The sequence below is a fragment of the Psychrobacter sp. ASPA161_9 genome (assembly GCF_051970275.1).
Taxonomy (GTDB): domain Bacteria; phylum Pseudomonadota; class Gammaproteobacteria; order Pseudomonadales; family Moraxellaceae; genus Psychrobacter.
Map to the genome: position 1 here is coordinate 242,848 of NZ_JBEFNI010000004.1, position 18,521 is coordinate 261,368.

Genomic DNA, 18,521 nt, shown 5'->3' on the forward strand with positions numbered 1-18,521 from the left:
AAAATTTTCTACTCGCTCGTTGTGTCTCTATCTAACCTATACTCTCTAGTGACTTAATAACTAAATAAATTATGCCCCTATGAAACCTAAACTGCCCCCACGTATTGCCGTTCTCTTAGTCAACCTTGGTACGCCTGATGAGCCGACTGCGCCTGCCGTCCGTCGCTATCTCAAACAGTTTTTATCAGACCCACGAGTGATTGAAATCCCTAAGTTTTTATGGGCGATTATTCTAAACTTGTTTGTATTGCCAAGTCGTCCTAAACGGGTAGCAAAGGCTTATGCTAGCATTTGGGAAGGCGACTCGCCCATTCGTAAAATTCTAAAGAGTCAGGTTGAACTGTTAGAGCCGCGCTTGGCCGATAGTGTTGCGCCGTTTCGAGTTTCTGTGCATCCTGCGATGAGCTATGGTAATCCTGGACTGCCGGATGTAATGGACACTTTACGTAGTGAAGGCGTTGATCATTTCGTCATCTTGCCACTATTCCCGCAGTATTCTGCCTCTTCTGGCGGTGCGGTATATGATGCGCTAACGAAGTGGACGTTAAAGCAACGCAACTTGCCAAACTATACGATTGTCAAAGACTACTTTGCGCATCCGCTTTATATTCAAGCATTGGCAGATTCTATTCGCCGTTTTCAAGCAGAGCATGGCAAACCTGAAAAATTGATGTTTAGCTTCCACGGTATTCCACAGCCCTATGCTGATAAAGGTGATCCGTATCCGAAGCGCTGTAAATGTACTGCCGCCCAAGTCGCGCATGCACTTGGACTACAGGATGATGAATGGATTATCAGTTTCCAGTCGCGCTTTGGTAAGCAAGAGTGGGTCAAGCCTTATACCGATGTGGTGTTAGAGGATTGGGGTAAGTCTGGCGTGCGTTCGGTACAAGTCATCAGTCCTGCATTCTCCGCCGATTGTTTGGAGACGCTAGAAGAGCTCGCAATTGAGAACCGTGAGAACTTCCTGCATGCAGGCGGGCAAGAGTATCATTATATTCCAGCCCTGAACCTTGATGAAGCGCACATTGATTTGCTAGAAGCGCTAAGTGCGCCATTAGTTAAAGGCTGGGCGGGAACTTTAGATGGCTGGGCTTAATTAATTAAATTTTTAAATCATAAAAAATACCGAACATTATGTCCGGTATTTTTTTGTCTAAATTCTTTTTCTACTTCCTTATCATTGAACGACTGGCTTAAAAATCATCATCATTGGTACGTTCAGCAGCGTCTTTATCAGCGATATCGATGATATCAGGATAGTCGTTGTCATCTAAATTGCCCTCAATCAACAACTCATCCACTTGAGCTTCATCGACGTTTTGACGATGCATTGGTGTAAGTCCTTGGGTTGCGCCACTGCCTGCTTGCGAATTGTCAAATCCTGCGCTATTGTCAATCACATCATTATTATCGATAGTGTGCAACATGGGATTATCTAAATCGACCAGTTGATTGTCCTGATTATCTAGACTGTCATCATCGTTACGAGTATTGCCATCAATATGATCCATCTCTTCTGGTAGTGGGGTTTTTGAATTGTCCATCATTGAATCCTTGTTATTATTGGTAATGATTGTTTATCAAGAATTGTTTATCAAGATTAACTGTTTATCAGGATCAGTTTGACGGGTTATGATGAATACAAATAGTAGTAAGGTGTCACAGGATGTTCAAAAAATGTAAGACGATTAGTAAAACAGGAAACATATGATGGTATTAAACAGTAGGTTGTTTGTTAAATTATCATTGATAAGTGCCATGATAAGTTTGACGGCTTGTGAACGTTTGCCCTTTGCTAGTACCAATACCAGTTCTGATAAGGCTCATTCAAAACAGTCGCTAATGATTGACGCTAAGCTACCGACAGCCACGACCATTATTGATTGCGAACAATTAACACCTAAGCAGATAGTAAAAGTACAAGGACACAGCGCCCTTAGTCCAAGTTGTGATTTGACAGAACAGTCGATACGCTTTGAATTAAATGACTCACACAGCTCACTCGACTGTCAGGGAGCAAGGCTTAGTACGATGGCTGATGACCAATCAACGGCAAGTGCAATTACGATTAAACCTAAGAAGGATAGTGCTATCGAAGATATTGCCGTTGCTAATTGTCATGTAGATGGCTATGGTCATGCGCTACATATTCGTCAATATAGCCAACCAAATCAGCGCTACGTACGAGGCTTTATCGATCCTGCTGCCAATCGGGCACTCGCTCCAAGAAATATTCGCGTGGTTAACGTTACTAGTCGCAACAGTATTAACAGTGGTATGTTCGTCGGCGATCATGTACATGGCATTACTTTTGATAAAGTACGCATTCAAAACGCAGGAACCGTTGGGTTATATCTCGAATTTGGTAGTCGCGATAATGTGATTAAGAACTCTGTCTTTATCGGTAATGGCTTTCGCACTTTTAAGCCTAATCGAGAGGCGATAGCGGTGGATTCTTCAAGCAATAATCTTATTGAGAATAATCAATTCATCCATAATGGCGCAGGTAGTATATTGCTGTATCGCAATTGTTTTGAGCATGCTGCCGATCCGACGCGGGGCAATCATTTTAAGCGTACCGAGTCCAGTCGTGACAATATTATTCGCCATAATATCTTTCAAGATGAACCAGTCGGTGTTTGGGTCGCATCAAGGCAGTCGCGCAATTTAAAAGGTTTTGCATGTGGTGCTTATTTGGTTAAGCAAACGCCCTTTGCCAGCTATCACTTAGACAGCGCTAAAGACAATCAGATTATTAATAATCGTTTCGAGCAAGTCGAGCAGGGCGTTATCGTCGAGGACGATGGCACGCTGATAAGTGGCAATCAATTTGCTAATGACGTTAATGTGTCTATTAATATTGGTTCTGAAATTCGCGAAGAAAGTGCAGCAGGGGCGATAAAAGGTACGCTTATTAAAGACAATACCTTCACCGATAAAACCATCGAGCAAGCCATTAAAATTCGAGACGCAAGCAAAACGGCCACCGAAATTCGGTAGCCGTCAAAATCTTTTATAATCTATAATCTTTTTATATCTCGAAGTAATCATAAGATTCGTTTAAGGCGATTAGTTTAAAAACCTACTTCGCACCAACTTTAGTATTTACCCAGCGAATCACAGGATCAGGGGTTACTTGTGCCAGTTTTTGAAAGACTTTCGCTGGCAAGCCAACGGCATAGTGCGTACCTCTTATCTTACGATTGGGGTAGGTAGTCAATTTGCACAACGTTTTCGCTACGTCATTGACCGTCAAATGAATACCTAAACGATCAATACTCGTGACCTCGATGTCTTTTGTCATATCGGACTTTACCCATAGCGGCATGACATCGATGACTTTGATACCGAGCTTTCGGTATTCGATATTAAGACCTTCAGTGAGACCACGGACAAAAAACTTACTAGCCGAATACGTAGCCACTTCAGGCTGACCATAGATAGCAGAAGCTGAAGATACATTGACGATTTTACCATTTTTGCTATCAGCCAAATAAGGGGCAAGCTTATGACAGCCAATGAGCACGCCTTTACAGTTGACATCGATTAAAGCCAGTTGCTCATCCAAATCCGTCGTTGGCAATGCGCCGCTGACCAGCACGCCAGCATTATTAATCAACGCATCGATACTACCAAAGTTATCAATCATTTGAGTGATAGCATCTTCCCACATATCTGGCTGGGCGACATCAAGCTGACCAGTTACGATGCGCTTTTGTTTGATAGCCTTTTTGAAGGCTTTGTCTTTGGTAGCTTGTTCAAGCGTCGTAGTATTAGTCGCAAATAGCCCAACGCTATGACCTTTTGCTGCCAGCTTTTTGGCAGTGGCCAGACCGATACCACGCGATGCACCAGTAATAAGTATATTCATAATGAGTGACTTAATAGTTATCAATAACGAGTAAATCGAGGTACAACGTCAGGTGGCAATATTCAGCTATACCTATTGCGCGAATATTAACAAAATCAAAACTGCTATCGTCCCTCGTGCTTATATTTAGTATAGCAAATTAATAAGCGAAGTTAATCGCTAAGGTAGATACCATAATCAACTCTACTTGCTATCGCGTTGCAGTCTCTAAATCTAGATTTTTTGCTGTCTGACTTTTGAAATCAGTTAAATTAAATTTCCACAAATAAATCAAAGCAATGCCGTAAATAGCGGTCTCTGCCGACTCTTCAATTATCCCACCAAAGGCATAAGGGAATATAATCGCGTTCTCACCCATATATTGTATTATCGCCAATACGGCGACGATGACATATATTGATACGTCAACATCTTTTAATACTGCCCAGAGATAACGCCATGAATAGGTGAGTAATCCAACAATGAGGATATAGACAACTGTAAGTACGCTATCTTCCCACCAATCATAAGAATGACTAAGAAGCGAAAAATCGCTTGGAATAAATAATTCTGGTAAGTAGTTCAACTCGCGACGAATTACCGCAAAAAACACGAGCACTGATGCTAGCCAAAAATAACGACTTTGCTTGCTGTGACTCTGCATTACATACTGCGCGCAACGTACTAAACATAATATTATAAGGATAATACCGGGGACTTCGATGATGCCATCTGTAGCCAAAATAAAGGGCTCCTGATTTTTTAAGAAATAAAAAAGTGAACCCAAAGGCTCACTTTTAAACTGCAAATTATCTCATTAGGACTGGATAATTTAATATGCGTTTATTATAACGCTAATTTGAATAGTATAATATTATTAATAATAACTAATTAGTCAAATCCCATTATTAATATTGCCAATCTAATGCGCCTCATCCCAATTCACACCACTATCAGTCTCAACCAATAACGGCACAGCAAAGTCTACCTTCCAACCTTTTTCAACAGCGGTGGTCGTCAAGACATCTTGCATCGCATCAGTAATGAGTTGGCTAATTTCATCCACTTTATCAGTATCTACTTCAAATACTAATTCATCATGGACTTGTAGCAGCATTTTCGCCTGCTCTTTAGGTAGTACTTTATCGACGGCAATCATGGCCAGTTTGATTAGGTCAGCAGCTGATCCTTGTAGTGGCGCGTTAATTGCCGCACGTTCAGCACCTTGTTTGACCATGCGATTGCTATGGGTGATATCAGGTGTATAGAGCTTACGGCCTAATATAGTCTCGACATAGCCTTTGTCATGGGCGCTGGCACGAGTGTTGATCATATAATCTTTGACGCCTGGGTAACGCTCAAAGTACATATCGATGTAATCTTGCGCTTCACCGCGGCTCATCTGTAGTTGCTTGGCAAGTCCAAAGGCACTCATGCCATAGAGCAGACCAAAGTTAATGGCTTTAGCATTACGACGCTCGGTCGGGGTGACATCAGCGACATCTTTTCCTAACACTTCAGCAGCAGTAGCCGCGTGAATATCTAGCCCTTCGTTAAAGGCGTGAGTCAGGTTTTTATCGCCTGAAAAATGCGCCATAAGACGCAATTCAATCTGTGAGTAATCTGCTGCTAAGATGACGCGACCTTCTGGTGCAATAAAGGCTTGACGAATCAAACGGCCGGTGGCAGTACGAATCGGAATATTCTGTAAGTTAGGATCAGTGGATGATAGACGACCTGTGCTAGTTAACGCTTGATGATAGCTAGTATGTACGCGATCAGTCTCAGAATCTGCAACATTATCAAGCGCATCGGTATAAGTGCTTTTAAGCTTAGACAGCCCGCGATATTCAAGGACGATTTCTACTAACGGGTGGTCAATTTTTGACAACACCGCTTCACCAGTAGAGTATTGACCAGACTTGGTTTTTTTGCCACCGATGACGCCAAGCTTTTCAAACAGCATTTCACCAAGTTGCTTAGGAGAGCCTAAATTGAATTCTTCACCAGCGACCTCATAAGCGCGTTTTTCTAGGGCGATGATTTCTTCATCAAAACGTTTGGATAACTCATTTAGGAATGAACGTTTGATTAAAATACCGTTTGCTTCCATGTGGCAGAGTATTTCGGCGGTTGGAATTTCTAATTCGTGTAGCAATTTAGCGTTATTTTCGTCATCAGCCAATGTCTTACTGAATAAATCAAATAGCTGATAAGTAATATCGGCATCTTCACAAGCATAGTCACTGGCAATATCGATAGCTACTTGATCAAAGGTGACTTGTTTAGCACCTTTACCAGCGACATCCTCGAAACTGATAGTCTGTGTTTGTAGATAATGTCGCGCCAGATCATCCATACCGTGACGAGTAATGGCGGCATTGATGACATAGCTGGCAAGCATAGTATCCATCGCCCAGTTATTAGGGCTGGCATGAATAGCGCCTACTAAATCAATATCGTAATGACTGAGGATATGGGCATCATATTTTAGATGTTGACCGATTTTGCCAATTTTTGGGTTTTCCAAAATAGGTTTAAGTTTTGCTAATACTGTGTCGCGATCAAGTTGCTTTGCAGTCAGCTCATCACCTTCTAAGCTATGCGTGAGCGGAACATAATAGGCTTCGTGCGCTTTTACCGCAAAAGACAAGCCAACCAATTCCGCCTGACGCCAATAGACACTGGTGGTTTCGGTATCGATAACGAAATGCGGCGCAGACTCTAATAATTTAACTAAGCTGTTAAAAGCGGGCTCGTCTAAAATCGTATGCCATGCTCTATCATGGCTTTTACTGTCGGTGACATTATCAATGGTGTTTGATTGAAGAGATTTAGCGATTTGCGCTTGTGACTCAGCATCCGCCTGACTATTGGCGACACTTTGCGAGCCGTTGGCTGGATGATTGGGATGATCAAGTGAGGCCAGCTCATTTCTAAACTCAAGCTCATTGTACAATGCCCTTAGCTCATCAATGTGAGCACAAGGATCAGTATTGATTTTTAAATCTTGCCAGTCTTGGCCAATTTCTAAATCGGTAACGATAGTTGCCAGCTGCGCATTCATCGGAATATCATCGGCATATTCGACCAGATTTTTGCCAGCGCGTCCTTTGATATCGGCGACGTTTGTTAGCATATTGTCGATAGTGCCATATTCATTAAGCAAGTCTTTGGCAGTCTTTTTACCGATACCCGGTACGCCTTTGATGCCGTCAGACGAATCGCCCATGAGGGTCAGAAAGTCAATCATCTGCTTAGGATTAATACCGAATTTTTCGACCACGCCTGCGCTATCAGTAATCTTCCCTGTAAAGCTGTCTTCTAATATCACACAGTCATTAATCAGCTGCATCATGTCTTTATCACCAGTCGAGATGACCACATGATGGCCTTCAGCAACGGCACGATAGGCAAGCGTACCGATGATATCATCAGCTTCTGCGCCTTCGATACGGAGTAGAGGAAGCCCTAGTGCCGTCACCAAACGATGAATGTAAGGAATCTGCTCAGCCAGCTCAATATCCATTTTTGGACGGTTGGCTTTGTATTCTTCTGACATCGCGTGACGAAAGGTCGGCGATTTGGTATCAAAGCAGACCGCCATATGGGTTGGATGATAGCGACGCATTAATTTCAATAGCGCATTTAACGTCCCACGTATGGCGTTGGTGATTAAGCCTTGAGAGTTTTGCATGGTTTTTGGCAAGGCATGGTAAGTGCGAAATAGATAGTAAGAGCCATCGACCAAAATAAAGGGCGGCTGGTCTTTATTTACGTGGTTGGTATCCATCGTCGCCACATTTGGCATGGAGGCAAAGTTTGGTAGCGTATTGGGATTAATAGGCGAGTGGGAATTGTGATCGTTGTCGGTCATAGAAAGTCACTTATCAAATATTGGGCAGCAAGTATTGGGTAAAAAGATGCACTCATTATAACGATAAAATACCTTCTTGCCGAATTGATGACGAACTAATAAATTGATGGCTAACTAATAAACAGTCACGATGTGTACGAGCCAAAACAATGGTCAATAAAAAAAGAACCCAGACCAGCTGAGTTCTTTTTTATATTTGATGACACTCCAGTGATTGAGTACTTAATAGTAGTTGAGTACTTATTTTACTTCTGAAGTCACTTCAACATCGATATTACCGCGTGTGGCTTTCGAGTACGGGCAGACTTGATGAGCCTTTTCGACGAGTTTTTGGAACTCATCAGCAGATAAGTCTGTATTCTCGCCAGTCACGTGAATTTTCGCTGCTAGCTTATAATCATGACCTTCACCTTGCAGCAAATCTACTTCTATTTGAGTGGTCGAGTCAAATTTGGCCTTTTCCATTTGTTTGACGGCACCAAGTGCGCTATCAAAGCAGGCACTATAGCCCATGGCAAAAAGCTGCTCTGGGTTATTACCTTCTTTTCCAGAACCTGGTGCTACCATATTGATGCTAAGATCGCTATCAGCTAAGCTAGCTGAACCTGCACGGCCGCCAGTAGTAGTGGCTTTGGTAGAATATAAAGTTTTCATAACACATCCTTTGTTGTCAGTTTTTATAGTAAATTCATTTTGTTAGCCATATAACTTGACCAGCATAACAAATTTTTAACGTAACTCTATATAGCGGTAGTAAACCTATGCTATCAATTTGTAAGCAAGTCTTATAGGTTAGTAAATTTAAGTACATGCTTGATGTACACGCTCCAGCAGTATTGATGTAAGCTAGGAATATAATATAAATATTTAAAGGTATGCTACTAGCGTCAGGAACAACCATAGCTCAATACCTTTACTATTAAACCATCTTCACTAATAAGGACACTCTGCGATGAAAAAAGTAAATAAACGACTACTTGCTCCGCTTACCATCTCCTTATTGGCTATTACTCTCGCTGGCTGCAACGATGAAGACAATGGGATTTTTGGTTCAGGTAATAGCAACGAGTTTACGATAACGAGCTTCGATAGTAGTTATGATAATCAAGCGAATGCTAATGCTGTTGCGCGCATCAATGAGACCTATCGCACTGGTGAGCGTGAGATTAAAGTTAGGAATATTGTTAATAACTACCGTAACCTAGGGATCAATGATTTAGACAAAACAGTATTGGCAGATAACTTTGAAGGTAAGCTTGAAAATAAAAATATTGAAGTAAATAGGCGTACGATTAAGCGTCCTGTTTATGAAAACAATAGTAATAATAAATTTGATTATGAAACCACTTACCAGACTCTTGATTTATCGGGGGTTAAAGCCGATAGCTACAACGATGGCAATACGCTAACTAATAGTAATGGTATTCGTACTGATTTGAATAATTATCCTAGGATTGCAACCGATGCCAGCTTCCCAGTTGGGTCAGTTTGCTATATCCCTGTAACGACTAGCGAGCGGTTATTCTTAGCCTTTAATGCAAAAAATGAAACCATCTATCAAACGCTTGACGATTGGATTGAGGCGACAGAAGAGCGTTTTAATGATAATCGCAAATTCAGCACTACTAAATTTAGAGTAGGGTCGGGCAATGATGAAAGAGCGGCTAAAGTAGAGTTTTTTGAAGCCAAAAATCAGCCTGCGTATTTATATAGCGGTGTTGATTATAAAGGAGATATTTACGAAGTGGACTATGTGACTAAAGGTACGACTAATCCTAATACAGACAGTCGTCGCGGGGTTGTTGATTGCACATTGGTCAATGACGTAGCTGGCGATTTCTTAGCAGAGCAAATCGAACGCTATTATTAAAAAATCTAAAAAGTAGTTCTAACATAAGTTTTTCTAGGACGTGTTATCAATAAATTATATGAGCCAGATTACGGATTATTCGTCTGAGATAAATAATCCGTCAGTGCTATTTAAGAAATTATTGCCATCGCCCAAGTATCAGCTAAGCCTAAGGCAATAATTAATTTAAACGCGACTATTCAAAAATTTGCTAACTAAAAGAAGGCATTCGCTTCGAGAAGAAAAATAATCGCGTTTAAGATATCAGTCATGCGCGGCTTTCCATGCCCCCATTGAACCTAGATAAATATCAAGCTTGTCGAAACCTCGACTCGTTAGCCATCCTGCCGCTACCGTCGCTCGCGCGCCACTGGCACACATCAATGTATAACGATGGTTTTTATCGAGTTCGTGCCAACGTTCATTAAGCTCACCGACATAGATATGCTGTGACCCTTCAATCGCGGTGGTCGCTCGTTCGTCAGCGTCACGGACGTCGAGCAGTGTCCAGTTTTCAGCGTTATGAAGGCGATCTTCAACCTCAGTTGTGCCGATCATAGGCGTTTGTTGCATCTTCTGACCTTGCGCGGCAGCAGGGACCACACCGACATAACCTCCTATAACATTATCAAAAGCTATTCTCACCAGATGTTCCATAGCAGTAGTAAGCTGCTCTTCATTAGATGCAATCAGTGCTAAGCTTTCTCCCTCTCCGATGAACCATCCGGCAAAGGCGGAAATCATGCCCACAGGTAGACTCATAGCGCCGGGCAGGTGACCGGAAGCATATGCCATTGGCTCACGAATATCGATTAAATGATCAGCGTTACAGCTATTGAGTTGTTGGAGCGAAATATTGCGTGGTCGAATAACCAACGGAGGCGCATCGCCACCCTCCATATTGAGCCGTTCCATTAGTCTGAAATACGGCGGCTGGTAGTGATTTTCGTTAATCTTGAATTGTATAAAGGCGTCGCGGTCTGTGATTTGTAAACGTGGGTTATTTAATCTTTCGTGACCGATAGTAGAAAATTCGCGCTCTGCCATGCCTGATCCGCAGACTGATCCAGCACCGTGGGCAGGGTAAATAATAGCCTGATCGCCTAACGCTAAGATCTTTTGTAGCGAATCATAAAGCAGGCCTGCGACTTCTTCGCGTCGATCAGGGTAGAAATCAGTACGCCCAACATCACCAACGAATAGCGCGTCACCGGTAAAAACTCCAACGGCCTTTTTTGGGTAAGCGGTATCGAATAGCGCATAAGCAAGATGGTCATCAGTGTGGCCAGGCGTTTCTAGTACTCGAATTTTAAGCTGGCCAACGGTGAAGCAATCACCGTCACGTACTGTTTGAGCATAGACGATAGACTGTTCTGGGTTCGGTCCGTGCAGTACGGTAGCACCCGTCATGTCTGCTAAAATTGGTGCACCCGAAACTAAATCTTCGTTGCGATGGGTTTCAAAAATATGGGTAATCTCAAGCCCTGCTGCGCGCGCTTTTTCTACGTAAATTGCGCAGTCGCGACGCGGGTCAATCACTATAGCTTTCCCGCCTGACCCGACTAGATAAGATAAATGCGCAAGTCCGGGTGTCTTAATCTTTTCGAGCAGCATAGCCATCTCCTTACTATATAGTTATCAAGAGTACATACTTTTAATATCAAAGCTTAATATTAGAAAAGGGTATCAAGTAAGTATTATGATTGCTGTACTATCTTATATATTATGAGTATGCATATTGTTTCAAGACACCAGTAAACGCCAGTAAAAATAGCATTTTAGGCGTAAATCCGCTACAATACGCCCACTAAAATCCTTCATACCTACTGTTATATCCTGCTATTTCCTTCCAAAATTTAACGATAAGTTATCCATTATGAGCGCAGATTCTAAACTCCCAGCAACCAAGCTATCTCCAGCTAAGCTTGCCCGCGAAGTTGCTAAACGCCGCACCTTTGCTATTATTTCGCATCCGGATGCTGGTAAGACCACCATGACCGAAAAGCTCTTGCTATGGGGTCAAGCGATTCAGGTTGTAGGCGAAGTTAAAGGCCGAAAAACTGATCGCCATGCTACCTCAGATTGGATGAGTATGGAGCAAGAGCGTGGTATCTCAATTACCACATCAGTCATGCAGTTCCCGTATCAAGACCATGTGGTCAACCTGCTCGATACCCCGGGTCACGCCGACTTTAGTGAAGATACCTATCGTACCTTGACCGCAGTGGATAGCGCGCTGATGATGGTTGATGGTGCTAAAGGTGTTGAAGAACGTACCATCAAGTTGATGGAAGTGTGCCGGATGCGTGATACGCCGATTATCTCATTTGTCAATAAGCTGGATCGTCAGATTCGTGAACCGCTTGAGCTGCTTAGCGAGATTGAGACTGTCCTTAAGATTAAATGTATTCCGCTAACTTGGCCCATTGGTATGGGACAGGATTTTATTGGTGTCTACCATTTAACTGAAAACAAAACTTATTTTTATCAAAAGGGTCACGGCGGTGATATGACCGTCGCTGAAACTCGCGAAGGCTATGATTATCCTGATATCCGTGAGCGTTTGGGTAAGCTAATGTTTGACTCTTTTGAAGAGTCGCTTGAGCTGGTACAAATGGCGCTGGAAGATTTTAGTGTAGAAGCGTTTTTAGCTGGCGAGATGACACCAGTATTGTTTGGTACCGCATTGGGTAACTTTGGTGTCAATATGGTGCTGGATACGCTTGTGAAGTATTCTCCACCCCCTAAAGCTCATCCTACTAATGAGCGCGAAGTCTCCGCTACTGAGCCTGATTTTACTGGTTTTGTCTTTAAGATTCAGGCAAATATGGATCCGCGTCACCGTGACCGTATTGCATTCTTACGCGTCTGCTCAGGTAAGTATGAGAAAGGTATGAAGATGAAGCACGTGCGTCTGGGTAAAGAGGTACGCATTGCCGATGCTCTGACTTTCCTCGCGGGTGACCGTGAAGCGTTAGAAGAAGCCTACCCAGGTGACATTATCGGTTTGCATAACCATGGTACTATCTCAATTGGCGATAGCTTCACCGAAGGTGAAGTGCTGAACTTTACCGGCATTCCACATTTTGCCCCTGAGCTTTTCCGCCGTGTGGTGCTCAAAGATCCACTCAAATCTAAAGCCTTACAAAAGGGTTTGCAGCAGTTAAGCGAAGAGGGCGCAACACAGGTCTTTATGCCGCAGATTAATAACGATTTAATCTTGGGCGCGGTGGGTGTGCTCCAGTTTGAAGTAGTCGCACATCGTCTAAAAGAAGAGTACAAAGTACAATGTGTTTTTGAGCCGGTATCTATCGCAACGGTACGCTGGATTCATTGTGATGATGAGGTAGCATTGGCTAAGTTTAAACGCAAAGCTCATGACCAATTATCATTAGATGGTGGTGGTTATTTAACTTATCTTGCACCATCACGTGTCAACTTGCAGCTGATGCAGGATCGCTATCCAGAAGTGACATTCAGTAGTACACGCGAGCATTAAAATTAATTATTTAATCATACATATTTTTAGTAAGAGACACGCCAGCCGTGTCTTTTTTCGTTTAGGTGTTTTATTTAAAATAAAGAAATACTGCTAAAAATCTAACGGCTAAAACAGTGTTCCTACAATAACCAATGATGATTACGGTAGAATATCTGTAAATGTCGTCTATTAATTAAAGAGGATATATGTCAAAAGCTACTCGGACTCATACCATAAAGCGTCTAAAAACTAAGCGCAGAGCCATTATAAATGGTGGTCTACAGTCGCTTACGGTTTTTGGTAGTGCTATCCTGTTGAGTGCAATTATCCTACCTGCCAATGCCTCTACCCTCATCAGTACGACAGACTATCTCGATTATAATTTGCCTAAAAGTTTACAAGAGCGCTGTATTGAGCGTGAAAACTGTCCAAAGATTGAGGTCAAATATCTTAAAACCAATCACGCTTGGATAAACGATATTACCAATGCACGTATTAATAATTTAGTCGTCAACAGTAAACCGTCTGAGTCAGCACCTATCAAATATAAAAGTACTCAAGCAGATGTTAAAGCGGCCATTGACGACTTTACTGCCTCACAATTTGCTGATTTACCTGAGGACAGTGCGTTTGTTTATAACTTGATGATCACGCCTGAATATTTGGGTCATGTAAATAATTTTGAGTTGTTTGAGATAAGTTCTTATGTCTTTACGGGTGGCGCTCATGGTATGCCGTTTAGTGAATATCTCATATTTGATCAAAGTAGCAAAAAGCAAATACAGCTAGCAGACATGTTGCAGAAGGGCAAAGAATCGCGTTTTGAAGCGTTAGCATATGATGCTTATAAAAAGTGGATTAGCACGGTCGCTGATGACGTTGGTAGCTATGAGAAAAGCTGGCCATTTACCTTAAGTGATAATGTATCATTGACTGATAAAGGTATCGATATTCGTTACCAGCATTACTCTATCGGGCCATATGCTTACGGTATGCCAGTGCTTAGTATTCCATATAGCAAACTTGATAATATTATCAAACCTCATTTCATTCCAAAATAAGATAGCAATAATTAATCAGTTGCAGCATGACTAAATAAGCGGTATTACCTAACAGTTTCAACAAAATTTTTATAATAAGGAGTAGCAAAATGACAAGCAACTTAGATGAGAATAATGTGTCAAAGACAGAAGCAGAAACGGTTACTTGGCAGCTTAATGCGCTAACAGAGGCGCTTGGCGATTTAACGTTAACCGTTAATGATAGCTTATCTATCGGACGTGGGAATGATAATGATGTAGTGCTAGGAAGCAAGTCAGTATCACGCAACCATGCGTTACTTAGTGTCTTAAACGGCGATTTATATATTAAGGATTTGGACTCATCGAACGGTACCTTTATCAATGATAAACGTATTGAAGGGAATAAATCCACGCATCTTAATGCCAACGATACTGTTGGTTTTGCTAGCTTTGTTTTTAAAGTTGCCGCCCCAGTAGCTCAACCAGTGGCTAAATCAGGAGCTAAACCAGTAATTGGTACGCAAGCTGACGTTACGTCATCTGATGCAGAAGTATCTGAAGTAGCTAATACGGACGAACAAGAAAAAGAAGCCCCTTCTGTGGTCGTTACACCTACAGAACAGCCAGCAGTGCTGGAGTCAGCTCAGGTTGACGCTCAGGATACAACTAAGACGCTTGATGAGTCAGTAATAGATGCGGATTCGGTTGTTTCTTCACCAGTAGTCTCTCCCGTAGCGCCCACTACCGAAGAAAATACGGTTGTAGACAGCGTGGATAGCACAAAGATGGATAGCGTAAAGACCGAAAGAGTATTGAACGAGAAGGTGGACGAGCCAGTAGTCAAAGAGACGATAGTTACAGAAGTGCTGTCATCTGCGGACAGTGAGACAGCAGAGACGCCAGCTGCACCGATAGCAGAACCTGCTTCTCAACCAACTTCAGCGCCAAGTACGGCAGCAGAAAAGGAGACAGTGATGTCTAATGATAAGTCTCAAGAGACGCTAAACAATGAGCCACTAAACAATGAGCTTACAGCCAACGAGTCTGTAGCGACGAAGCAGCCAGTAGCTCATCAAGAGCCAGAAGTCGCTCCAGAGCATGACAAGACGACCAAAACAACACTCCAAGAAGAAGCTGATCCAGATGTACTACGTGCCAAGCAAGCAGCAACTGCGCAGTTCTCTGGGACTGCTAATCTAGGGCAGGCGCGTGATTTGGGTACTGAAGGCAATAATGCGATGGATCAAGCTATCGATAATCCTGCCAATGTAGGATATGTAGAGAAAAAACCTAGTGGTAGCTGGTTTATTTGGGTATTTATCGTCATTCTTATTATCGGAATAGCTTTGTGGTTATTTAATATGGGCGGCGTTTGATAACTCGTTCAACACGCCCTAGTATTGGCAGTTTATTTAGGCAAGAATTATTTAGCTTAATTGTCTTACTGTTCGCCTTTTTGAGAGGTTCTACGATAGAGGTACGAACTGTCCAGTAATCCTAAACCATACTAACGCTAGCCAGTTTTGTTATACTGGCTAGCCAAGTTTTGATTAATTTTGGTCTGTCTCCAATTTCTTATTAGTTCAGGCTTTATTCATCGTAATATTAAGCTTGTACTGTGATTCTATTACTCCTGTTTTTACTACTTTTATCTTTTGCCAAATTTGTGCTAAGAGACTGTTTACTATGATGACCTTTGAAGAATATGATGCCTTTAAGACACAGGGATATAGCCATGCGCCCCTTGTCAAAAAACGTTTAATGGATGCACAAACCCCTGTCTCTGTGTTTTCTAAAGTACGTGATTTAAGCGGTTCAGCTTATCTATTCGAGTCTGTGGTAGGCGGTGAGCGTTGGGCACGATATTCGATGATTGGTCTGGGCAGTGACTTAATTTTGCAGTATACGGATGGTTATATGACCATCAAAAAAGATGACAAAATCGATATCGATGCGGTTGATGATCCATTTGATTATATTCGCAAGCTTATGGCGCAATATAAAATGCCAACGGTAGATGAGGTAAAAGCGTTACCGAGTTTCAGCGGTGGGTTAGTGGGCTATTTCGGTTATGACATGGTACGAGTTATTGAGCCGAGCGTTGGATTATCGGATGCGCCGAACCCAATGTCGCTACCTGATATGTGGCTGATGCTATCGATGAGTGTGATTGTCTTTGATAATCTCGAAAATACCTTGTCAATTATCGTCTATGCAGATTGTAATAATGAGGATGGTTATGGCGCTGCCATTCGTGAGCTTGAAAAGATCGAAGACAAGCTCGCTGAAATGCCCAATTTAAGCGCGCCAATTATGCCTACACCAAGGTTCAAATCACAAACCGGTCAAGAAAAATACTGCGCTGACGTCAATAAAATAAAAGACTATATATTGGAAGGGGACGTGATGCAGGTTGTTCCTGCGCAGCGTTTAACTGCAGATTACACTGGTGATTCACTAGCTGTATATCGGGCATTGCGCTTCTTAAACCCATCACCTTATTTATTCTTAGTGCACGGTTATACGCTTGATGATCATAAGCGCTTTGATATCATCGGCGCATCTCCTGAAATCTTATCACGTATCGAAAATGGCACAGTAACTGTCCGTCCGCTGGCAGGCACACGCAAACGTGGTCAAGATGAAGCAGAAGACTTGGCACTTGAAAAAGAGCTACTTTCTGATAAAAAAGAAATCGCTGAGCACTTGATGTTGATTGATCTTGGACGTAATGATATTGGCCGTGTTTGTGAATATGGTAGTGTCAAAGTCACCGAAAAAATGTTTATCGAGCGCTATTCACAAGTGATGCATATTGCCTCTAACGTCGAAGGCAAGATACTGCCTGATAAAGATGCGCTTGATGTTTTTTGTGCCACTTTCCCAGCAGGCACGCTATCAGGTGCGCCCAAAATTCGTGCTATGCAAATCATTGACGAGGTTGAGCCAGTCCGCCGTACTGTATTTGGTGGTTCGGTCGGTTATCTAGGCTGGCACGGAAATATGGATACTGCTATTGCTATTCGTACCGCAGTAATGCGCCGCGGTAAAATACATATCCAAGCAGGGGCTGGAGTAGTTGCTGACTCAATACCAGAGGCAGAGTGGGACGAAACTAACAAAAAGGCCTTGGCACTGGTCAAAGCAGTAAAAATGGCCTGTGATGGATTGCGTATTCGCTAGAGACTGTTGTTATTAAATAGTGTTTGTTCAGTACTATTTGCTAGGTGCTATTTACTCAATACCTAGCAAAGTAGAGTAGGGAGATATAGTAAGTGCAATAAACAGCATTTTTTTGTATAAAAAAACTCTAGTACAATCAAGTGCTTGAAGTTTTTTATCAAAATAAGCGTAAAAAAAACGAAAAAGAGCTTGCGTCTGTCAAAATATTTGATAGAATAGCCACCACTTTGAGAGAACAAGCCGACTTAGCTCAGTTGGTAGAGCAACTGACTTGTAATCAGTAGGTCGCCAGTTCGATCCCGGCAGTCGGCACCATCTCTTTCAAAGTAGCTTTTTATGAATTTGCTTTAAATTAAAGTGATTTTGTTCAAAGCAACCTAAGGTGGGATTGGGGAGCGGTCAAACCCAACAGACTGTAAATCTGTCGCGAAAGCTTCGAAGGTTCGAATCCTTCTCCCACCACCATATTTTCTTAAGTTTGTCATAACGCCAAGCATACTCGCTATACATAATTACTCTTTATATTTATACTATTATTCTGTATTTATACTATAAGAGTTACTTTGCATAAGAGTTATTGCGGGTGTGGTATAATGGTAACACCTTAGCCTTCCAAGCTAATGACGCGGGTTCGATTCCCGCCACCCGCTCCATATATGTGGCATCGATTGCAAATAATTATTGAACAATTAATCACGACAATCAGTTATTATTATTGACTGTTTCGTGATATTTTTTTTAGTAAACCCATAAGGGTTACCTAAAATACGCTCATATAGCTCAGCGGTAGAGCACTCCCTTGGTAAGGGAGAGGTCTTGAGTTCAATTCTCAATATGAGCTCCATTTATTATTCATATGATTTTTGCAACGTTAACGTTGTGTGCAGTTATGGGTTACCAAGATATTCACGTTATACAAAAATATAAAGTTCTGCGCTCATATTGAAAAATATAAAGTCAACTCGGTAAATGATAATTTAAAGGTAACACCGAGGTGTTGCCTTTTAGTGCTGTCAGTATATTAGTTATTATGTAAGCTACTAAGATATGATAAGTTACTGACATAAGTTACTACCTATTATAATGACCGCATATACTGAAAAGATTGAAAATGTTAGCATAGTGCCCATATAGTATGTTTATGCTAATAACTAAAGTTTAATAGTTCTACCCTAGCGTCAACGGTTTGATGGTTTTAATTCTGTCATAAGCCGTCAAACAGCTATTTACCGATCTTTGATTAATGAAGATTCACC

The 18,521-nt window shown here is 42.0% G+C and carries 13 protein-coding genes and 4 tRNA genes; 11 read left to right on the plus strand and 6 right to left on the minus strand.

Translation table 11 applies throughout. The features are described from left to right. Window positions 1-79 precede the first annotated feature (79 nt). On the plus strand, window positions 80-1,099 hold the full coding sequence (gene hemH, locus ACTQ9S_RS06990) for a ferrochelatase (protein WP_068325926.1): 1,020 nt from the start codon (window positions 80-82) through the stop codon (window positions 1,097-1,099). Between the two features lie 97 nt (window positions 1,100-1,196). Here hemH and ACTQ9S_RS06995 read toward each other — a convergent pair whose 3' ends face one another. Further along, window positions 1,197-1,547: a hypothetical protein gene (locus tag ACTQ9S_RS06995; RefSeq protein ID WP_440454516.1), complete on the minus strand. Its 351-nt coding sequence runs from the start codon at window positions 1,545-1,547 to the stop codon at window positions 1,197-1,199. Between the two features lie 163 nt (window positions 1,548-1,710). Between ACTQ9S_RS06995 and ACTQ9S_RS07000 the strand changes: the two genes are divergently transcribed. After that, the gene (locus ACTQ9S_RS07000) at window positions 1,711-3,003 is read left to right on the plus strand and encodes a right-handed parallel beta-helix repeat-containing protein (protein ID WP_440454517.1); all 1,293 of its coding nucleotides are present in this window, start codon (window positions 1,711-1,713) and stop codon (window positions 3,001-3,003) included. An 82-nt stretch (window positions 3,004-3,085) separates the two neighbouring features. Here the strand turns inward: ACTQ9S_RS07000 and ACTQ9S_RS07005 are convergent, their stop codons facing one another. The 4 genes from ACTQ9S_RS07005 to ACTQ9S_RS07020 all read right to left on the minus strand — a co-directional run bounded on the left by ACTQ9S_RS07005 (window position 3,086) and on the right by ACTQ9S_RS07020 (window position 8,384). Then, window positions 3,086-3,874, minus strand: a complete 789-nt coding sequence (locus ACTQ9S_RS07005) for an SDR family NAD(P)-dependent oxidoreductase (RefSeq protein ID WP_440454518.1) — start codon at window positions 3,872-3,874, stop codon at window positions 3,086-3,088. Between the two features lie 190 nt (window positions 3,875-4,064). Further along, entirely contained in the window at window positions 4,065-4,595 is a 531-nt protein-coding gene (locus ACTQ9S_RS07010) for a hypothetical protein (RefSeq protein WP_440454519.1), read from the minus strand. Between the two features lie 180 nt (window positions 4,596-4,775). Then, window positions 4,776-7,730: a DNA polymerase I gene (polA, locus tag ACTQ9S_RS07015; protein ID WP_440454520.1), complete on the minus strand. Its 2,955-nt coding sequence runs from the start codon at window positions 7,728-7,730 to the stop codon at window positions 4,776-4,778. 240 nt (window positions 7,731-7,970) lie between these two features. Beyond that, on the minus strand, window positions 7,971-8,384 hold the full coding sequence (locus ACTQ9S_RS07020) for an organic hydroperoxide resistance protein (RefSeq protein ID WP_440454521.1): 414 nt from the start codon (window positions 8,382-8,384) through the stop codon (window positions 7,971-7,973). Window positions 8,385-8,682: 298 nt separating this feature from the next. On the opposite strand from ACTQ9S_RS07020, the gene ACTQ9S_RS07025 reads away from it, so the two are divergent. After that, complete coding sequence (locus ACTQ9S_RS07025) at window positions 8,683-9,600, plus strand: hypothetical protein (RefSeq protein ID WP_440454522.1); 918 nt, start codon at window positions 8,683-8,685, stop codon at window positions 9,598-9,600. Between the two features lie 243 nt (window positions 9,601-9,843). On the opposite strand, the gene ACTQ9S_RS07030 is transcribed toward ACTQ9S_RS07025, so the two are convergent. Further along, window positions 9,844-11,193 carry an MBL fold metallo-hydrolase gene (locus ACTQ9S_RS07030; RefSeq protein WP_440454523.1) on the minus strand — a complete coding sequence of 450 codons (1,350 nt, stop codon included), beginning with the start codon at window positions 11,191-11,193 and terminating at the stop codon, window positions 9,844-9,846. 262 nt (window positions 11,194-11,455) lie between these two features. Here ACTQ9S_RS07030 and ACTQ9S_RS07035 point away from each other — a divergent pair, with 262 nt between their 5' ends. The 8 genes from ACTQ9S_RS07035 (at window position 11,456) to ACTQ9S_RS07070 (ending at window position 18,109) form a co-directional block, all read left to right on the plus strand. After that, window positions 11,456-13,078, plus strand: coding sequence for a peptide chain release factor 3 (locus ACTQ9S_RS07035; protein WP_068325952.1), 1,623 nt, complete (start codon window positions 11,456-11,458; stop codon window positions 13,076-13,078). Between the two features lie 188 nt (window positions 13,079-13,266). Beyond that, window positions 13,267-14,121 (plus strand): RsiV family protein, encoded by an 855-nt coding sequence (locus ACTQ9S_RS07040; protein ID WP_440454524.1) that lies wholly within the window; start codon window positions 13,267-13,269, stop codon window positions 14,119-14,121. A gap of 89 nt (window positions 14,122-14,210) precedes the next feature. After that, the gene (locus ACTQ9S_RS07045; protein WP_440454525.1) at window positions 14,211-15,458 is read left to right on the plus strand and encodes an FHA domain-containing protein; all 1,248 of its coding nucleotides are present in this window, start codon (window positions 14,211-14,213) and stop codon (window positions 15,456-15,458) included. A gap of 310 nt (window positions 15,459-15,768) precedes the next feature. Beyond that, window positions 15,769-17,265: an anthranilate synthase component I gene (gene trpE, locus ACTQ9S_RS07050; protein WP_068034466.1), complete on the plus strand. Its 1,497-nt coding sequence runs from the start codon at window positions 15,769-15,771 to the stop codon at window positions 17,263-17,265. Window positions 17,266-17,504: 239 nt separating this feature from the next. Beyond that, window positions 17,505-17,580, plus strand: a tRNA-Thr gene (locus ACTQ9S_RS07055). A gap of 66 nt (window positions 17,581-17,646) precedes the next feature. Beyond that, a tRNA-Tyr gene (locus tag ACTQ9S_RS07060) sits at window positions 17,647-17,730 on the plus strand. Window positions 17,731-17,844: 114 nt separating this feature from the next. Beyond that, a tRNA-Gly gene (locus tag ACTQ9S_RS07065) sits at window positions 17,845-17,918 on the plus strand. Between the two features lie 116 nt (window positions 17,919-18,034). Next, window positions 18,035-18,109 (plus strand) — tRNA-Thr (locus ACTQ9S_RS07070). The last annotated feature ends 412 nt before the right edge of the window (window positions 18,110-18,521 follow it).